A 17,597-nucleotide genomic window follows, 5' to 3' on the forward strand; every position below is an offset into this window, starting at 1 on the left:
ATGGAGCCTGATGCAATGACTTCCCGCCAACCGTCCGCCCGATTCGCCACCCGCCTCGCGTTCCTGGTGGCTGGCTTCGGTGTCGCGTGCTGGGCGCCGCTCGTGCCGTACGCCAAGCAGCGTCTGGGCGTCGGTGACGGCGTGCTCGGCATGCTGCTGCTTTGTATCGGCCTCGGGTCGGTTATCGCGATGGTGATCACGGGCGCGCTCAGCGCGCGATACGGCAGCAAGCCGATCATCGCCGCCGGAGGATTAGGACTGGCTGTGATCCTGCCGTTGCTGACCGTTGCCGACACACCGTTCACCCTCGGTATCGCTTTGCTCGCTTTTGGCGCGTCGCTCGGCTCACTGGATGTCGCGATGAATATCCATGCAGTCGAAGTCGAGCGTGCCGAGGGCCGGCCTTTGATGTCCGGGTTTCATGCGCTGTTCAGCGTCGGGGGATTTGCCGGCTCCATGTCGATGACCTTTTTACTGTCGATGCACATCGGAACGCTTGCGAGCACCTTGCCGTGTGCCGCACTGATGCTCGCGGCGGTCGCCATCGCACGGCCACGTCTGATCGAAACGGCCCGCGCGCATGACGGTCCGTTGTTCGTTGTGCCGCGCGGCATCGTGCTGTTGCTTGCCGCGCTCACAGGGATCACGTTTCTCGTCGAAGGCGCACTGCTTGACTGGAGCGCACTGCTTATCACCGGTGCGGGACTGGTCGCCGCGACCCAGGGAGGATTGGGTTACGTGCTGTTCTCCATTGCGATGACTGCAGGCCGGCTAGGCGGCGACGCCCTGACCGCACGCGTCGGCGACCGGTCCATGATGTTCTGGGGAGGTCTGCTCGCGACTGCTGGCTTTGTCGTCCTGCTGACTGCGCCGATCGCCGTGATTGCGATGACCGGCTTTGTCCTGATCGGCCTCGGCGCATCGAATGTCGTGCCGGTGCTGTTTCGCCGCGCGGGCTCGCAACGCGCGATGCCCTCCGCGCTCGCGGTCGCGGCGATCACCACGACCGGTTATGCGGGAATTCTGGTCGGCCCGGCAGGCGTGGGCTTCGTCGCCAGTGGAGTGGGATTGTCAGGCGCATTCTGGCTATTGGCTGGCCTGCTCTGTCTCGTCCCGTGCTGCGCCAGCCTGGTCACCGCAAACCGGCCGCAGGAAGTTCGAACGTGAACGGTTCACAGGTCGCCTTGCCGACGCTTGAGCTAGACGCCCCTGAGATCGAGCACACCTTGCCATTGCGGCCGCCCACGCCGGCCGCGGCAAGCGCGGTACGCAGATCGGCAAGCGGATAGATCGACGCGACCTCGGTCTTCAGATTGCCGTCGCGCCGCGCTCGCGCAAGAAGCGGCTTGATGCAGTGAACGCCGTATTGCCGGCCTGGTATAAAACGGCAAAATAGCTTGCGCTCGAGCGGCATCGGCTGTCGATGACTCATCCGGTCGCCCAACGTAAATGGGTATATGGGCGACCGTTCCCACATGCCGTCTGCTGCGACGGATAGCGCTATTTCATTTGTCGTCGAATCGGGCCTTGAATTTCCGCTTGATCTCGGCTTCAGCTTCATTGCCAAAACCCTCCACGCCAGCCATGTATCGGCTTGCTCCGGCTTTGGTGTTGGGCGACATCGGCTCCATAAAGGATTTCGGACCTGTGTCGCCTGCGCGTGCATCCCTAAGTGGCGGGATGCCCCCTACGTAACTCACCGAGTCGTTGTTGCCTTTGAGGGTCTTGTTGTAGTCGCTATCCGGCACGAAGTGCGCCGGATCCCCAATGACATGAACATAGCGCGACCGTGACTCTATCCCAGCCCCAAAATGTTGTCGCATGACGTTAGGTCCACCCACGAATACGTCAGTGCTGTTATTGGTTGACTCGTAATCGGGAGTGAACTTGACCCCTCTCTGATTTTTGGTCAGCAATCCTTTCTGCCTGACTTCCGCTTCCCCTTTTCGAGTCAGGGCATGCAGATATACCTGCGTTTGCGCACCTTTCTGACTGATTGCTTCCTGCGCCCATTCGCGGCGAAGCTGGTGGATGTCCAGCCCGGTTTGTCGCTGATGGTCCGCCTCATTGTGAAATGCATTGCTCCTCGCGCGGCGCGTTCGGGGCGGAGCTTCCTCCTGTTGACGCAATGCGAGCGTCAGTAGACTGACGGGTTTTCCGCTTCCACGTGGACTATGGTCATCATCTTTCATCTTCACCTCCTTCGTCGGTCAGGTTTGACAACAATTAAAGCGGCACAAGCGCTAGACCGGCGAGTCGATCGACTCGCAAAGCCCGGTCAACTGTTCGATGAAATCGCCGATGCTCGCGCCGCGATCCACCAGCGACGCATGGAAATAGCTCACGCGGTCATCGGCCGCCTCCACAACGAGCGGCTCGAACCCGACGCGAACCAGCGCGCGCGACGAGCGAATGTTGTCGACAAACGTCGACGTGAACATATCGGTCACGCCCGCCGCCTCAGCCTGCGCGAGGAGCAAACGCGCTGCGCGCGAACCGAGCCCGGCGCCCTGCACGCCAGCGCCGACCCAGAAATAGAAGTACGCAGCCGACGCGACTCGCCGGTAACTCACGACGCCGATCGGCCCTTGATCCGCCTGCACGACTGCATAACTGCAGCGTCCTGCTTCGTGCGATTCGCCGTCCAGCCACTCGAGCACCTGCTGGCGGTTCGTCATGTCGGGCAGGTTCGCCATCAACGCGATATGAGGATCACTGAGCAAGTGGTCGAGCAATGCATCAACATGTCCGCTGCAAAGCGGCTCGATGCACAGGTCGCGATCGCGGGCAAGCGAAGACTGATACGCCCGCAATGATCGCCAGCTTGCGTCACGCCGGCGCAGCAAACGGCATAGCGCAACGCATGCACGATGGGTCGGGTCGAGCGCTAGCGCCGTGGCAGCGTGCGTGATTGCATCGTTGAGATATCCGGTGACTACAAGGCAACGCGCGAGGTAGTAGTGCGCGGCGACGTCGTCGGCGTTGTGCATGAGACCGGTGCGAAATATCTCGCTAGCGAGTCCCCAGTTTCCGACGCGCATCGCCAGCAGGCCCAGTTGGCGGTCCAGCATCGGGTCCAGGACACCAGGCGCATGACGCTGCCAGACGCTGAAGACCGCGGCACGCCACGCGTGAAGCTCGCTGTCCGTCAGACACAGTGGCCTGTCGCCATAGCCGGAAATCAGCCGCCCTAGCACTCGGGCATCATGGCGAGACAAGCGCAGCAACGCGAGCAGCGCCTCAGGCGGAGCGACTTCCGCGAGTGCTTCCGCCGAAGCCGCAAGATGTGCGCTGTCATCCGGGTGATGCGCATCGAGGCACGTACGCAGCGTAGCCATGCATCGCTCGGGCGGCGGTTCGCTCGGACGCCACCACGCCGCGTAGGCCACCAGACCGTGGTCCGCGAGCTGGCGCGCGTAGACGGCGGCACCCTTCGTCTGGTGGTACATCGCGAGCGCGTGAAAATTCACCGGCTGTGGCGCGTCCTGATGCAGCCGTGCCGAGCTCGGCCACAACGCGTTGGTGCGCAGTTGCCGCTCGGTGCATACGCCATGTGCCGTTGCTAGCAGCAGATAGCCGGCACGTCCGCAGAACCGGCTGAGTGCATCGAGCATCGCAAACGTCACAGCGGGCAGAAGCACCGCCGCGCTCGGCAGATGGGCAATGTAATGCACGGCCAGCGGCTCGCACGATGCATCCATCGCGCCGGTGCGCATCTCGTGCCACTCGCAGCTCAGCGCATCGTCCAATTGCTCACCCGACGAGCTTGCACCGGGCTCGCGCGTGTAACACCCTTGCATCCACTTGCCCCGATGCGCGGCAAAGAGCCTCGACGGCTGCCGCTCAAACAAACCGGGAGCGAGCAGCACGACGGGGTTAGCAGCGCTGGAGATCGCCAGTTCGGTGTCCGCGATCAGCAACGCGGAACCGACTGTGCCGCGCCATCGCGCGAATGTGAATCGGCGCTTCGCCGCAAGCCGCGTCCATGCGCCATGCACTTTTCGATGCGCTTTTCGATGCGCGTTTTCTTGCGTTTTTTCCTCCATCGCGTCGCCCTCCTCGTCTTCACAGGCGACATAGCGGAAGTCGAGCATCGCGGCCGCACTGCCCGGCAGCCGTTCCTCCAGTGCCTGCAGCATCAGCCATGCAAGACGACCATAGGCCGGCGCGAGATCGAGCAGGTAGATGGGCCGGTCAGTGCGAATACGACCGTCCGCCAGTTCGCCCTCCCAGTAACACACGATGGCATCCGCCCATGCCGTGGCGAGTGCCGGCGTCGCCATCGCATCGGCGAGCGCGTCGACTGTCTGCGCGCTTGCTGCGAACTGGTCGAACGACTGCGGCAACTCATGGGCTCGCGAATCCGTCATGCCTGCGACGAATACGGTTTCAGCTTCGCGCTGCGCATAAGTCTGCAATGCGGACATTGCCTCTCTCCCCGTACAGTTAGCGACCGGTGCGGCGATACCACGAGTCGCGCTTGCCTATCTTCCCGACAGGTCGCACAATCCAGCGGCCTGTCCACAACGGCTTTCATACGCTTATGCTCAAGACTCTGTTTCTGCTACTGCTTCTGGCGTTCGGAGCGGCGATGTTCGCAGCCGGCGTCCTTGCGCCGCCATCGGTCAAGGCGCCGCTCGAATCGTTCTCCGCCCGCGCGCGGGCGCTGGTGCACGATACGAGCGCGACGCCTCCACTCGCGGCGAAGCCCGGCGCCACATATGCGGATGCGCCGGCGCAAGCCGCGAACGCCGCATCGACGCCCATCGCGAGCCTGCTGGTGCCCGTGCCGCCGCCTGCGGCTGGCCACTATGCGCTGCAAGCCGCGACCTTCGCATCGCAGGAAGCGGCTGCGATATTCGCCGCGGCAGCGGCCAAACTGGACTACAAAACGACCATCGTGCCCATTAGCGATGCGGGCCAGCCGTTCATCGTCGCAGTCGGCGATTACCGGTCTGTCGATGCCGCCGATGCCGATCAGTTCGTCGTGCAACGCCAGTTGCAGACGACCGTGCTGCCTCCAGTCATCCTGCTACCTGCTGTATCCGTATCCGCTTCCACTAGCGCGCCTGTAGCAAAAGCAAATGCAAACGCATCGGTCACCGCTGCGGCTCCCACGCAAGGCAATCCATAACGCGCGCGTTGCTTTGGGCCGCAAGCGCTCGCCATGGCACACGCCCCCCCGCGTCACCCAAGACGCCCCTTCATCCGATGTTCACGGCGCCAGCCAACCTCACCGCGCGCGTCGACAAAGCAAACCTTCAACTGAGCCAACCCTTCGTCGCAGAAGTACGCGATAGCGGTCGCGTCGTGACGATTGCGCGTAATGAACCACAACGTATCGCCGTGAGCCATGCCCCAGCTGTCGACGCGGCAGGCGAGCAGGTCCGCGCGGCCGCGATCGCGTACGAGCGCGATGCGTACCTGCGCTTCGCCGAGCGTCGCCGCCTGGTAGATCCGTGCCATCAGTGACTCCTTGTGCCCAGCCGCATGCGGCCGGTTTGCATGAACCGACGAGCGCTGCGCGGGCTTGCGTGGCGACATTGCGGCGGCGATACTCGCGCTAGTCCTGCCAACCGAGTACCCCGATGACCGATCGCTCTTCCCCTCGCCGCACGGAGCCCACCGACGAGACCGTGTTACAGCTGCCCGATGGCACACCGGTCACGCTGGTCCAACCCAATGGCACAACACGCCCGGTACTCGGCACACGCGAGCCCGCCGGTGACAACGCGCCAGCCCGGCGCGCGCGCGTCCTTGCCGCGTGGGGCATCGCACCGCGCGGCCCGCGCCAGCCCATCGCCGACGCGATCGAAGAGCCGCTGCCGCTGCGCACGCGCACTGCGCTCGCATACGAACTGCCACCCGATGTCGCGGCAAAACTCAAGGCCCGCGGCTGACGCGTCGCGTACCTGCAGTTGCAGTTCGTCATGCGTTTTCCGTGCGTTCGACGGTGAGCCCCACGAGCTCGAAAATGTTGAGTTGGCCCTGGCGCTTGATGAACACCTCCTCATACAGCTGCGTGGTGTTCAATTGCCCCCATTCGATCGCGCGCTGGATCAGATAAGGCACGGGGCTGTGTGGCTCCAGCCGCACCAGTTCGGCCGCGGCGGCGGCGAGTTGCGCATAGGCGCGCGCCCGGCTGAGCGGCGCGCCGCCCGCCAGCCGCGCGTCAGCGTATGACTGACCGTATTGCCCGCCCGCGTCGTCCGCATCATCGCGCGCATTGCCGTAATCAACGCGATGCGCGGAGCCGCTTTCGTAACCGATCGCCGCTGTATCCGCGGCCGTTTCGTCTGCCTGTATCGTCACACCTCGCTGACGCAGTTCAGCCGCAACAAACGCCTCGATCTGCTCGATCTGGTTGCGCAGTGCGCCCACACCCGGCGCGTCGTCACCGAACAACCTGTCCAGTGTCACCCCCAGATCGAGCAACGCCTCGCCCGCCTGTTCGAGGTCCGCATGCAGGCACTGCCACGCGTCGTCGGGCGTCGCACGTACCGCGCGCATGAAGCCCGCCGCATCGCGATCGTCGTCCGGGTCGCCGTCCGAGCCTCGCTCACGCTCGTTCTGCGAACCGGCAGCGACCCGTTCCCGAAGACGCGTGCGCTCGCAATCCGCCCATGAATACGCGCGGCCTTCGCCGTCCGGCGCGGTGATCGGCACCAGCTTCGCGGGAACGACCAGCTTGTCGTTAAGCCAACGGAACAGGTTCGCGCGATGCTCGACATCGTTGCCAGCCGGCTGTGGATACGCGAGGTCCCAATAGCGCGCGGTCAATGCGTCGAGTACCGCGACGCCGGCGGCGAGCCCTGCGAAGCCGTGCTCATGCAGCAATGCTTCGACCAGCCATATCGCGAGTTGCAGGTCCTTGCTGCGGTTCGCGAGCGCATCGAGCGTCGCGGCCGCCACCTGATCCCATGCGGCATGCTTCAGGTCGCGCACCCACGCGCCGAGCGGCAGCGTCGAGTCGTCGCATTCACGCGCGCGCCGGATCGCAAGCCATTCGGGCGTGCCGCGCAGCAGACGCCCCGCCGGCTCATCGGGTTCGATCGGCGCAAACAGGGCGGCGCCGTCAAGGCCGTAACGCGTCGCGAAGAAATCTTTGGCGAAGTCTAGAGGGGTCGACATCCTGGTCCTTTCAGTCATGGCTTCAGTCTTTTGCAGGCGCCGCCGGGCCTTCCCCCGCGTCCTGCGGCAACGCAGGCAGCGTCGGCAACGGCGGAACGTCCTGGAGCTGCGCGGTCGGGTTCGCCAGTGGCGCGGCCAACGTCGGCGCGCGCAACGGGAACGTAGGCATCCTGAGCGGTAGCGCGGTCCGGCTGGTCGGATCGGTGCCCTGCATTTGCAGATTGACCAGCAGCCGCGCGACCCGGATCGCCGCAACCGGCTGCGGCGATGACGCCGCCACTGCCCCCGATGCGGCGCTTGCCCTGGTGGCGACCGGCACGTCGTAGCGCAACGTCACGCCGTCCGCTGGCGTCGCGCCGTTATCCATGACGTGCTGCTGCACCATGCGCATCAAGGCCCATGTGCCCGTGGTCGCGAACGTCGCGGTCGGTCCATCTATCTCAGGAGCATCGGCTCGCGCCGGGTCGGCGTGCGGCGTCCATACCGACAGGTCCGCCCACGTCAGGTCGAGCGCGAGCGGCTGGCTCGCCACCCAGTCCAGGCCGCTCGGCCGGTTCGGATAGCCGGCCGCATGGTCACCGGACGTCAGCGTCCAGCTGATCACCTGATCCGCGCCGCGCTCCGTGCCCGGCCGTGCATTGAACGTCGCGTTCAGATGGACCGCCAGCGTGCCGTCGGCGCGCAATGTCGCATCGAAGAAGGCCTGCGCGGCATCGAGCTGATCAAGAAACCGCGTGACCACTTTGCGCTGCGCTTTCGGCAATGCGGCGGCCTGCGTGCGCAGCGCGTTGCGCTGCAGTGCGTACGACGCGAAAAATTCGCGCACCGCGGCAGGCGACGCATCAGGCGCGTCGAGTGAAGCGAACGGGAAGCGCCCGGCCAGTGCCGCATCGAAGCTCATGAACAGCTGCCCGAACGCGTCCGCATCCGCGCCCGCGCAACGCAGGTTCGTATCGGCGACCAGCGTGCGGCGCAGCGACGCGAACAGATTGTTCGCGTCCTGGTCGGCACTCGCGTAGCTCTGCATGCGCGCATGGCAATTCGCCGCGTTCATGCCGTTGAGCCGATCGACGAACAGCGACGCCAGCTGGCCCAGTTGTCCCGACGGATCGTTGGCCGGCACGTACCGGTTGATCTCCGCGATCGAATTGCTCCAGTACGCGACGGTCTGCACGTTCGGCTGCGCGTTGGCGCCGCTGCCGGCGTTTTGCGCGAGCGCCGCGAATGGCGACGCATATCCGGCCAGCACCTGCGCGCGCGCCACCTGACGCGCGAGATAGTCGCGCGTGACGGCAACCGTGCCGAGCTCGTAGAAGTCCGATCCCGCCGGGTTCGCCTGCGGCATGAAAAGACGACTCTGCAACGCAAGCCCGGTGATGTCCGAAAGATGATTCGACGCGATCTGCTGCAGGCAGCTCGAGATCGCCGCATAGCTGCCCGTAAATCCGAACTCCGCGTAGCTACGCTCCACGGCGACGAGCGAGCCCAGCATCTGCGCGAGATCGCGGCTTGATTGCGCGAGCGTCTGCTCGTCGAATGAAACCGGCGTCAGTCCCGCACCACCGGCAGACGCAAGGTCCGGGTCTGTCGCGGAAGGGCCGGCGGACTGCGGCGTGCGCTGCGCGTCGTTGAGCGCATGGTTCATCGCGTTCTCGAGTTGCTTGAGCGCGATGCGGGCGTACAGCGGCCGCGTTCCGGGCGCGCTGGCGGCGCCCAACCGAAACCGTTGCGCGAACGCGCGATATTCGTTCACATAGTTGAGCGCGTTGCCGATCGCTGCGGCGCTCCAGACCGGCGAGCCCGCACCGTCCGCGTGACAGACGAAGGGCTCGGCGTGCCGGGTAGTCTGCATATAGTGCAGACGCGCGAGCTCGGTCAGCCCATCGAATTCCGCCGCAAATGCCGTAACGAAGCTTCGCTCGCCTTGCTTCGTTTCGATCAGCGGATCATACGGCGGCACCTTCAGCGAATCGAGCGCCGCATAGACCGCCGCATCGCACTGCTCCGGCGAGAAGATGCGCGCGGTGATATCAGGCAGATCGCCGTACGCGAGCGCCGACTTGCCGGTCGACACCGGCGCGCCCTCGGCGGTGACGGAGCCGGCCTGAACCAGTGCGCGCGTCTGTGCGAGCAGATCCTCGCGAATCTGCTCGCACAGATTGCGACCTCTACCGGGACCCGCGGTGCCGAGCCAGTTGTCTCGCGTCCAGTCAAGCCACCAGACCAGGTAGCGCGCATGCGCCGCCGCATCGCCTTCGTTGGTATTGAGCTGCGCGAGCAGGTGCTTGCCGACGGATGCTTGCAAGACGAGTTCGTCGCGCAGCGCCTGCTCGTCCTGCACGATGTCGGCTGAATAGATTTGCGGCAACCGGTCGGGCAAGTTTGGCTGATAGTCGGTGGAGCCCCACCAGACCGCACGTGCCAACACACTGTCGTCACTATTCTGTGTGACGAGCGAAACCGGCAGAGCGTACGCGAAATTGACCAGCTGCCCGAAGCTTTCGAGCCCAGCGCGAGTCGCCGCGCCGGACAGCGGCCGCACGATATCCCGATACGTCGCGAGTGCATGCTCGAGGTCGATCACCGAGCGCAAATGCGTGGTCAGCCCATCGCGTGCATGTTGCAGCCGCAGCTGTCCCTCCATCGCGACCGGCCCGGCATTTTCGCCGTGGGCGATCAGCTCGCGCGCACGCGCGGTCAACTGGCAACCCAGTCCGGGCAGGATGACGCCGTTGAAAGCATGCGCGGCCGCCACACGAATCGCGCCATCGCGCAAAGGATGCGAAGGCCACGGCCAGGTCCACGACCACGGATTCGCGAGGTCGAACGAGCGCGTATCGAGATCGTGCAGCGCCATCAGCAGCGTCGATATTTCGGCGGCGCTCGGACAGACCCCGCCCTCGTAGGGCGGCAGGCTCTGCAATTGCGTGAGCGACCGGTCGAGCCGCTCGACTGTCGAATACAGCCGGTAACCGGCAAACGACAGCGCGATCGCACACGCCGCCGCGCACATCACCGCGCCAAGCTGGAAGCTGCGCAGAAAGCGGTTGCGCGACCACACCGAGGAGCGCATTGCGCGTGCGCCACCCCATTCGGTGAACATCTTGTCGTCGATCAGATGGTCGACGAACGACACATCGCTGCGCGTTACACCGCTCGAGACAACGCCGTTGCCATCGATGTCGCCGGTGAAATAGATCCCGCGGCACAGGTGGCCGGGACGGTCGACGGTCGCGCGAAAGGCGAGCGCGAGCCAGCGCGACAAGCTGCCATGCACCGCATGCAGACGCGACGGAAACAGCACGGCCCCTTCGCGCTCGGCCATCTCGAGATCGGCGCGCGAATGCGCGGCTGCTTCGAGCTGAATGGTGCGCAACTGGTCGACGACTGCGGCAAGCGCGGATTCGCCCCATTCCGCGGGCGTATCGTTCGACGCATTGAGCGGCGCGGACCAGCCGAACATCTGCTTGCGGTATTCGTCGGGCTGCTGACGCCAGAACGCACCGAAGCCATTGATCGCATCGCACTGCGTGACGACGACGTACACGGGCAACACGAACTGGAATGCATCCTGCACGTCGCATAACTGGCGGTACGCGTCGGCGCCGGCGCGCGCGGCGACCTGCGGGTCGGTATCGAGCAGCGTGCGCGCGGAGACGCTGAGCACGATCGCGTCGACCGGCCGCTCCGGACGCAGATCGACGAGCGCCGACAGCAGCGTGCTCCAGCGTGACGCCGGCTTCGGCGCGGCCGGGTTCGGTGCGCCCGCCCCTTTGGCCGCGCCATTGGACGGCGCGGCGCTGGCCGCGCCATCGATATCGATCAGCACGCCGCGATTCATCACCGCCCAGCTGGCGCCCGCCGCGCGCAGCGCCGCATAGCGCCGATCCGGATGCGGCTGCTCGAGGTTCGGCCCGGAACGCGAGAAGCTGGATTTGCCCGCCATGCGCTCGCCGAGCAGCAGCAGCCACGGCAGCCGATAGCGCCACGCACGCCGGGTGCGCGCATAGTCGATCGCTTCGAATACGGTCGAGACCCAACCGCCTGGACCGCGCGCCGGCGCGTCGGTCGCCTCCAGTTGCGCAGGCGCGGGCGCGGCGGAGCGCGCCCGCCAGATCAGCACGGCGGCAAGCAGCCCGAGCAGCACGCCGATGACCAGCAGAATCTGAAAAGTGACTGTCACAGCGCGCCTCCCTTCTTCTGCTTCTCGATCGCGCCGCGCTGCACGTGATCAGTCGCGGCGGCCGCCGCGCCGTCCGTCGCGCCACCGCTCATACCACCGCTGATGCCGGACTTGCCGGCCGCATGCACCGCGTCGAACGCGCCCGAGCCGACTCCGCTCAAGCCCGCCTGCTGCGCGGCTGCATCGTTTGCGATCAGCTGATTGAACGGCCGCAGCGCGGTAAACCAGATCACGCCGGACACGACGAGATACGCGGCCAGCGCGAGGCGCGCACCGTAGTACCACGGCGATAACGGCGCCAGCCGGCCACTGGACGTCTCCGGGCTCGGCAGCCGCACCGTATGCTCATACGCCTGTTCGAAGGCGCGGCCGCTCGCCCGATGACCGCGCACCGTGCGCACGAACGCGGCCAGTTCGAGCCGCCGCCGCGCGAGCGTCTGCGCCTCGCGATCGCCGCGCAGCGCGCCGCGAAAGCCGAGCTCGAGCACCGCCAGCAACACGAGACCGAGTTCCGCATGCATCCGGGTCGGCGCCTGCGTCGCAAGCAACCGGTCGATGACCCGGTAGAAGCCGACGCCCGCGACATGCGTGTCGAACAGCGCGACCTCGAGCATCAGGTCGAGCCATTCGGCGCGGCCACTCCAGCGCACCTCGAGCAATAGCTGCTCGTCGGCGAGCACCGCCATCGCATATTGGGCATCGCGATACAGCGCGCACTCGTCCGGCGCGCTGTCGTGTTCGACCGCGCTTTGTTGCGCGCGCAACTTCTCGAGCAGCCGTTCGTGCGCGCGACGCGCGGGCGATTCCCCCGTGCGCCACACGGCATCGTCCTGGCCGCGTGCACGCAGCAGCATCGGCTTCACGTCCACGAGCGTTTCGTAGAAGTCGCAGAAGTACGCATAGAGCGGCAGCCGATGACGCGGCCCAGCCGCTTCAATGGTCGAGCGCACCATCGCTGTGCTCCGCTCCATCCGGTTTGACTGGCGGCTGTGCCGCGTCGAGCCCGCGCTCCTCGCGAACCGCTCCCTGTGCGCGCGCTGTGCTTGCCGGTTCGGCCGCGTGGCCTGCACCGCCCGCGCGCGGCGTCGGCGCAGTGCGATTCGGCGCGCGATACAGCACGATGGCCGCCGGCGCGTGCGCACCGGCGAAGCGGCCGCCGCCCCGGATCGTGAGCGGCTGCCCCGGCACGAACATCGACTGCATCGCGCCATCGAACTCGAACGCGCCGTTGCGGATCTCGTAGTAGAGCGCCGCCGGATTGAGGCCCTCGTGCCGACCGACCGCCGGCACCGGTGCCGCTGTCGCACCCGGGATGCGACGCTGCTCGAGTTGCGCGAGCAGCGCCGGCTGCGCGATCGTGCAGTTCTCGAACCAGTGCTCGAGATCGGTGCGGCTTTGCGCAACCGCCGGCATCACTTCGATCAGCAGCGTGCCGTCCGCATCGGCCGGCAGCACGCGCGAAAATTCACCTGCGCCGACCTGTTCGAACGGCAGACGTTCGTACATCGGGCGAATCGCCGCAAGGCGCATTTCGATAAACGTCAGCGCGGCATCGAAGCCCGGCTGGCAATCGAGATGATCGTACGGCGGCAGCATCGGCGGATCGGGCGGCGTGTCCAGCGACGCCAGCGCGCCCACCGTCTGCGCAAGCGCCAGGTACAGCTGACGCGGCGCGACATCCGTGCCCAGCGCGAGCACGTCGAGCGCCGGCAACACGGTCGACATGCGCCGCGCGGCAAGCGTCAGGAAGCTGTCGCCATCGGCGCCGCGCGTCGATGCATTGGCGGCCGATTGCGCGATCTGCCGCAGCTTCATGTGCAGCGCGTCGCGCATCGCTTCGACACGCGTGTTGAGCGCCTTGTCTTTCATGAACCCGGACACGGCGATCGACGTGAGCGGCGGATGATAAGGCGTGCGCCGGAACGTGCCGAGCGCGGTCCGTTCGAGTTCGAAGAGCGGGCAGCCGCACAGCAGGTTCGCACCTGGCACCCAGCCCGTCGCGAGCCGGTAGGCGGGCCGCAGCCGCGCGATCGGCACCGGATTCGCGCCAGTGTTCTCGTCGACCGCGGAGCCGCCCGCCACCGATTCAAAGCGCCGGTTCATCGTGCCCGGCGCCGCGGCGGCGTCGCCGCGCGTCGGCAACACCAGTGCGATGCGCCTGCGGCTGCCGGCGTCCTGCATGTCGGTGGCCACGTCGAGCTCGAGCGCCGCGTCCGTGAGGCGATCGAGCACGACCGGCGTGCCGTCATCGAGCACGCAGGCAATCGAGCGGACCACCACGCGGCCGCGCTCGAGCTGGCCTTCGTCCACCTCGAGCGAATGCACGCCCCAGTAGTCCGGGTTTGCCCGCGTGATCAGGTAACGCATATGCGCCTGCCAGAACCGTTCGTTCTGCTGCAGGTGCTGCGGCGACAGCATCAGGCCTTCCGACCACTGGATGCCGTACGGAACCTCGGGAAAGCCGTTAAACCGGTTCATTTGATCCTCTTCACTGCATGTTGGGCGGGCGACGCATCGCGGTCTTCACCGCGTCCCGTCGTAAGCAACGCTGTCAGGGGTCAGTGTGATGCGCATCCGCTTGTACGGCGTCAGGTCCGCCACGCCCTGACCGGCAGGCGCCACATAGTTCACGAAGCAATAGACGGCGAGCGCATCTTTCTCATGCGAACTCAACCGCAGCGGTCCGAGCGTCTGATTCGGCGGCAGTTGCACCGAGCGGATCGAGATCTTCGGGCCCAGTGCGGTCGCGAGCTCCGCCCTGCGCTGGAACCAGTCGGGCCCCGTGCGTGGCAGCGCGGCAAGCGTGGGCGCGTCGTAGACGAACACCAGGTCGAGCGCCGTCGCGCTGGCACGGTTCGCGTCGGTGCCCGCAACGATCGTCAACTCGCGCAGCTTCGCCGTCGGCGGCCCGAACCAGCCGCAGCCGGTAAACGACACCGAAATCAGCACCAGCAGCGCGGTGCCGGTCCGGCTCAATGCCGAACCGTTAGCCTTTAGCGCACAGGAGATAGTCGGTTTCATCGTCGCGCCTCAGCCGAGCGTCAGCACACGAAACTGCGCCGGTGTCAGCGACAGCCCGACCGCGTTCGGCGGCATGCCGTTCTGCATCGTCAACGACGTCAGACGGGTTGCGAACATCACGCCGACCATCACCTTGAAACTGCCGAGCACCGGGCGGTCGGGACCCATCTCGATCTGCGAGACCACGCCTCCAGCGGAGATATCGCCGAGACTCACCGTCCCCTGGGTCATCAGATTCTCCGCGAGACCGCCACCGAAAATCACGTTGAATACCGACGGAATATGCGTAAAGGACAACGCGAAGTTCGGGAACGGAAACGGCAGCGGGACCGGCAACAGCTTGCAGACGTCCGGAAACGCAAGATTGAGCACGCCTAGATTGGTATTCGCGAACATGGTGTCAGCCCATCGAAATGCGGTCGGCGTCGACCTTGACGTCTTTCTCCGCGGTAACCATCACCTGTGCGCCGTGTTGCCGCAGCAGTTGTTCGACATCGAGCAGATAGTTTTCCGCGTGGCCGACGTAGTGCTGCATCGTGTCAACGACCGTTTGCAGCACAGTGCGATACAGATCGTTGGCGCTGACCGTCAACGTGCCGGCCGCCGCGACGATCTCGACATGCTTCAGCGAGCGCAGCGCCGCGCACTCGGCGGCGACGAGTTCAAGCGAGCGTTGCTTGATCGACAGACGCTCGACCCCGGGCGCGCTGAGCGTCGCATCGGCATGCCCGGCGCCAGCTGGGCGCGCTAGCACGTGGACCACGTAGCACGATGCGTCCGCACAGGTCGCGACCAGCACGCGATCGCCGACACGCGGCTCGATCAGACAGGTGAGCGCCGTGTGCGCGATGCGCCCGTCGTCGAGCAGAAAGCGGTGTTCGCCGATCTCCACCGCGAGCTTCGATTCGTGCCACTGCGGGCTCGCCGTCGACGCTTCGCGTCGCGTTGCCGATTGACGATTCATCTCAAGTTCTCCGTATCCAGTGAGCGACGTTGCGCGGCCAGCAGCTTCGCGTCAGTCGATTTCGTCCGATACCGGCGCGCGCGGGCAAATGACGAATCGCTAAATTGCGCGTCGTGCAGACTGACGCGTTCGAGTTGCGCGTGCTCGAACGACACGCGCTCGCCGCGCGCGTGATCGAACTGCGCATAGCTGAGCGCCGTGTGTGCGAACGACACGTCGGTCAGGTGGCTGTGGTGCCAGATAGTCAGATCGGCTTGGGCGCGATCGAAACACACGCGCGCAAGGCGCGCGTGGGCGAAAAGCGCGCCGGTCAGCGTCGTGCCCGACAGGTCCAGGTCCGTCAGTTGTGCGTCGAGCAGCAAGGTTCGCTCGGCGCGCAGTCCGTTCACCTTCGCGCGCGCGATCGTCGCGCCGCGGCAGTTGGCTTCGGTCAGCACCGCATCGCTCAGATCGGTGTCGCTGAAGTCGCACTGCTGCAGCGTGCAGCGCGGCAAGCGGATGCCGGCGAGCCGCAGGCCGGCGAAATTGCATTCCATGAACACGGAGGTGCTCGCCTCGAGCCCGCTCAGGTTCGCGCGGCGCAGATCGGTCCCGCTCAGCGCGGCCTGATCGAAGCGTGCATGCGCGAAGTCCGCTTGCGCGACGTCGCAGCCGAACAGCACGCTGCGCGACAGCGAAGCCGCGCCGAATTGCGCTGCGGACAGCACACAGTGCGTCAGCGTCGACAGATGCAGCGCGGCACCGCGCCAGTTCGACCCGGACGCATCGCATTGCATCAGCGACAAATACGTCGCCTGCGATGACGACAAATCGGCGCGCGGCAGCCGGCATTCGATCCACGCCGAGCGCGACAGCGCCGCACCGCGCAGGTCCGCGCCGGATAGATCGCACTTCACGAAGCGTGCGCCGCTCAAATCGGCTGCAACGAATTGCGCTCCGGCGAACTTCGAGTCCTTGAACACCGCCCCCGCCCAGTTCAACCCGGCAAGTCGCGCACCGGACAAATCAATGCCTGTGATCGGGCGGCCAAGGCCGATCTGTTTGACAATATGCGCGAGCGTGCCGGCAATGTTCGCCGACGGCCCCTGTCCCGACGCCTGACTGAACGGATTGAATGTCGAATTCATGCGACCGCCTTTCGTCCGGCTTCGATCACCACGCCGCTCAGGTCCGCGCCGGAGAACTGCGCATCGCTTGTATCGGCCTGATACAGGCTCGCGCGGCACAGCACCGCATCGGTGAAGTCGGCCGAGCGGCATACCGCGCGAAACAGGTCGGTGCGTTCGGCGCGCACGCCATTCAGCCTGGCTGCCGTCAGCAGGCAACCGGCGAATGCCGCGTCGTCCAGTACCGCGTGAGCAAAGTCCGCGCGCCCGAAGTCGCACTGCGCGGCCGACGCGCCGCGCCAGTCGGATGCGGCGAGCTGCGCCTGATGCCAGCTGCAATGTTGCGCACGCATCCCGGTGAGCACCGCGTGCGACCAGTCGGCAAGCTTGCCGCCCGCCGCGACATCCGCCAGCCTCGCATCGGCAAAGCGGCTGTTCGCGAGCGCGGCGTCCATCAGCACGACCTTGCGCAGCGACGCCGCACCAAAGTCGGCGCCGGTCAGCTGCGCACGCAGCAACACGGTGGACTCGAGGCTCGCGCCGCGCCAGTTGCTGCCGGGAGCGCGCACATTGAGCAGCAAGGCGCGCGCCGCCGCGACCCGTTCGAGGCACGCGCCGGCCAGCTCGATATCGGGCGCGACGCAATCGTCAAGCCGCGCGTCGGCGAGGTCCGCTTCCGGCCAGCTCGCATTGAACGCGGACGCGCGGGTCAGGTCGACGCCCGTCAGGCGAATGCCGCGGCCGCTGCTGTGGCTCAGATTCGCTGCCACAAGGCTCGCGCCGCAGAGGTCCGCGCCGTCGAGCCGCGCGCCCGTCAATACCGCGCGATCGAGCTGCGCGCCGGCGAGCCGCGTGTCGCGCAAGTCGGCATTCTCGAGTTGCACTTCGCGCAGGTCCGCACCCGACAGATCGAAGCCGGACAGATCGATGCCGGCGAGATCGCGACCCGCAAGCAGCACGCCTGCGCGATGCCATTGTTCGACCTGCGCGCCGAGCCAGCGCGCGGCGGCGCGCGGCAGTGGGCCGTCGGGGTCGGTGTAACGCATCCGCGCGCGCCTGGCGGCACGCAATTGGGACGCTTGTCCCGCGAACGCAGCGGCCGCTTTGGCGCGCGGCACATCTTGCTCTGGCGCTGCCGCGGCCGGCTCGCGCGGCGCCGGCGCCGGCGCAAGATCGTCGGCCGTCGCGGCGG

16 protein-coding genes are annotated in these 17,597 nt (G+C 66.2%); 3 read left to right on the forward strand and 13 right to left on the reverse strand.

Annotated elements, in window-relative coordinates; translation table 11 throughout:
* Positions 1 to 15 precede the first annotated feature (15 nt).
* The gene (locus HV796_RS30970; RefSeq protein WP_175231475.1) at positions 16 to 1,167 is read left to right on the forward strand and encodes an MFS transporter; all 1,152 of its coding nucleotides are present in this window, start codon (positions 16 to 18) and stop codon (positions 1,165 to 1,167) included.
* On the opposite strand, the gene HV796_RS30975 is transcribed toward HV796_RS30970, so the two are convergent.
* The 3 genes from HV796_RS30975 to HV796_RS30985 form a co-directional block, all read right to left on the reverse strand.
* Positions 1,133 to 1,432 (reverse strand): hypothetical protein, encoded by a 300-nt coding sequence (locus tag HV796_RS30975; protein ID WP_175231477.1) that lies wholly within the window; start codon positions 1,430 to 1,432, stop codon positions 1,133 to 1,135. The genes HV796_RS30970 and HV796_RS30975 overlap by 35 nt on opposite strands.
* A gap of 73 nt (positions 1,433 to 1,505) precedes the next feature.
* The gene (locus tag HV796_RS30980; RefSeq protein WP_175231480.1) at positions 1,506 to 2,192 is read right to left on the reverse strand and encodes a hypothetical protein; all 687 of its coding nucleotides are present in this window, start codon (positions 2,190 to 2,192) and stop codon (positions 1,506 to 1,508) included.
* A gap of 51 nt (positions 2,193 to 2,243) precedes the next feature.
* A complete protein-coding gene (locus HV796_RS30985; RefSeq protein WP_175231481.1) occupies positions 2,244 to 4,427 on the reverse strand; it encodes a GNAT family N-acetyltransferase in 2,184 nt (727 codons plus the stop codon).
* Positions 4,428 to 4,543: 116 nt separating this feature from the next.
* Here HV796_RS30985 and HV796_RS30990 point away from each other — a divergent pair, with 116 nt between their 5' ends.
* Positions 4,544 to 5,134 (forward strand): SPOR domain-containing protein, encoded by a 591-nt coding sequence (locus HV796_RS30990; protein ID WP_175231484.1) that lies wholly within the window; start codon positions 4,544 to 4,546, stop codon positions 5,132 to 5,134.
* 53 nt (positions 5,135 to 5,187) lie between these two features.
* On the opposite strand, the gene HV796_RS30995 is transcribed toward HV796_RS30990, so the two are convergent.
* Complete coding sequence (locus HV796_RS30995; protein ID WP_175231487.1) at positions 5,188 to 5,466, reverse strand: 7(1) septoil knot domain-containing protein; 279 nt, start codon at positions 5,464 to 5,466, stop codon at positions 5,188 to 5,190.
* A 122-nt stretch (positions 5,467 to 5,588) separates the two neighbouring features.
* Here HV796_RS30995 and HV796_RS31000 point away from each other — a divergent pair, with 122 nt between their 5' ends.
* On the forward strand, positions 5,589 to 5,900 hold the full coding sequence (locus HV796_RS31000) for a hypothetical protein (RefSeq protein WP_175231490.1): 312 nt from the start codon (positions 5,589 to 5,591) through the stop codon (positions 5,898 to 5,900).
* 28 nt (positions 5,901 to 5,928) lie between these two features.
* Here HV796_RS31000 and tssA read toward each other — a convergent pair whose 3' ends face one another.
* From tssA to HV796_RS31045, 9 genes are all read right to left on the reverse strand, one after another.
* Complete coding sequence (gene tssA, locus HV796_RS31005; RefSeq protein ID WP_175231493.1) at positions 5,929 to 7,131, reverse strand: type VI secretion system protein TssA; 1,203 nt, start codon at positions 7,129 to 7,131, stop codon at positions 5,929 to 5,931.
* Between the two features lie 22 nt (positions 7,132 to 7,153).
* The gene (locus HV796_RS31010) at positions 7,154 to 11,314 is read right to left on the reverse strand and encodes a type VI secretion protein IcmF/TssM N-terminal domain-containing protein (protein ID WP_175231496.1); all 4,161 of its coding nucleotides are present in this window, start codon (positions 11,312 to 11,314) and stop codon (positions 7,154 to 7,156) included.
* Positions 11,311 to 12,267 (reverse strand): DotU family type IV/VI secretion system protein, encoded by a 957-nt coding sequence (locus HV796_RS31015; protein WP_175231499.1) that lies wholly within the window; start codon positions 12,265 to 12,267, stop codon positions 11,311 to 11,313. Before HV796_RS31015 ends, HV796_RS31010 begins: the two co-directional genes overlap by 4 nt.
* A complete protein-coding gene (gene tssK, locus HV796_RS31020) occupies positions 12,248 to 13,792 on the reverse strand; it encodes a type VI secretion system baseplate subunit TssK (RefSeq protein ID WP_175231502.1) in 1,545 nt (514 codons plus the stop codon). Before tssK ends, HV796_RS31015 begins: the two co-directional genes overlap by 20 nt.
* Before the next feature lie 45 nt (positions 13,793 to 13,837).
* A complete protein-coding gene (locus tag HV796_RS31025; RefSeq protein WP_175231505.1) occupies positions 13,838 to 14,335 on the reverse strand; it encodes a hypothetical protein in 498 nt (165 codons plus the stop codon).
* Between the two features lie 9 nt (positions 14,336 to 14,344).
* Positions 14,345 to 14,731 carry a PAAR-like domain-containing protein gene (locus HV796_RS31030; RefSeq protein WP_175231508.1) on the reverse strand — a complete coding sequence of 129 codons (387 nt, stop codon included), beginning with the start codon at positions 14,729 to 14,731 and terminating at the stop codon, positions 14,345 to 14,347.
* Between the two features lie 4 nt (positions 14,732 to 14,735).
* Positions 14,736 to 15,299 (reverse strand): DUF3540 domain-containing protein, encoded by a 564-nt coding sequence (locus tag HV796_RS31035; RefSeq protein WP_175231511.1) that lies wholly within the window; start codon positions 15,297 to 15,299, stop codon positions 14,736 to 14,738.
* Entirely contained in the window at positions 15,296 to 16,426 is a 1,131-nt protein-coding gene (locus HV796_RS31040) for a pentapeptide repeat-containing protein (protein WP_175231514.1), read from the reverse strand. The genes HV796_RS31035 and HV796_RS31040 overlap by 4 nt, the downstream gene beginning before the upstream one ends.
* Positions 16,423 to 17,597: pentapeptide repeat-containing protein (locus HV796_RS31045; protein WP_217478041.1), on the reverse strand; the 1,175-nt coding region annotated here is incomplete at its 5' end. The genes HV796_RS31040 and HV796_RS31045, both read right to left, overlap by 4 nt.

Source organism: Paraburkholderia humisilvae, from assembly GCF_902859855.1.
GTDB lineage: Bacteria > Pseudomonadota > Gammaproteobacteria > Burkholderiales > Burkholderiaceae > Paraburkholderia > Paraburkholderia humisilvae.

What these genes read in the sequence shown, in the direction of transcription:
- HV796_RS30970 (WP_175231475.1), top strand. Translation starts at nt 16, where the DNA reads ATGACTTCCCGCCAACCGTCCGCCCGATTCGCCACCCGCCTCGCGTTC.
- HV796_RS30975 (WP_175231477.1), bottom strand. Translation starts at nt 1,432, where the DNA reads ATGAGTCATCGACAGCCGATGCCGCTCGAGCGCAAGCTATTTTGCCGT.
- HV796_RS30980 (WP_175231480.1), bottom strand. Translation starts at nt 2,192, where the DNA reads ATGAAAGATGATGACCATAGTCCACGTGGAAGCGGAAAACCCGTCAGT.
- HV796_RS30985 (WP_175231481.1), bottom strand. Translation starts at nt 4,427, where the DNA reads ATGTCCGCATTGCAGACTTATGCGCAGCGCGAAGCTGAAACCGTATTC.
- HV796_RS30990 (WP_175231484.1), top strand. Translation starts at nt 4,544, where the DNA reads ATGCTCAAGACTCTGTTTCTGCTACTGCTTCTGGCGTTCGGAGCGGCG.
- HV796_RS30995 (WP_175231487.1), bottom strand. Translation starts at nt 5,466, where the DNA reads ATGGCACGGATCTACCAGGCGGCGACGCTCGGCGAAGCGCAGGTACGC.
- HV796_RS31000 (WP_175231490.1), top strand. Translation starts at nt 5,589, where the DNA reads ATGACCGATCGCTCTTCCCCTCGCCGCACGGAGCCCACCGACGAGACC.
- tssA (WP_175231493.1), bottom strand. Translation starts at nt 7,131, where the DNA reads ATGTCGACCCCTCTAGACTTCGCCAAAGATTTCTTCGCGACGCGTTAC.
- HV796_RS31015 (WP_175231499.1), bottom strand. Translation starts at nt 12,267, where the DNA reads ATGGTGCGCTCGACCATTGAAGCGGCTGGGCCGCGTCATCGGCTGCCG.
- tssK (WP_175231502.1), bottom strand. Translation starts at nt 13,792, where the DNA reads ATGAACCGGTTTAACGGCTTTCCCGAGGTTCCGTACGGCATCCAGTGG.
- HV796_RS31025 (WP_175231505.1), bottom strand. Translation starts at nt 14,335, where the DNA reads ATGAAACCGACTATCTCCTGTGCGCTAAAGGCTAACGGTTCGGCATTG.
- HV796_RS31030 (WP_175231508.1), bottom strand. Translation starts at nt 14,731, where the DNA reads ATGTTCGCGAATACCAATCTAGGCGTGCTCAATCTTGCGTTTCCGGAC.
- HV796_RS31035 (WP_175231511.1), bottom strand. Translation starts at nt 15,299, where the DNA reads ATGAATCGTCAATCGGCAACGCGACGCGAAGCGTCGACGGCGAGCCCG.
- HV796_RS31040 (WP_175231514.1), bottom strand. Translation starts at nt 16,426, where the DNA reads ATGAATTCGACATTCAATCCGTTCAGTCAGGCGTCGGGACAGGGGCCG.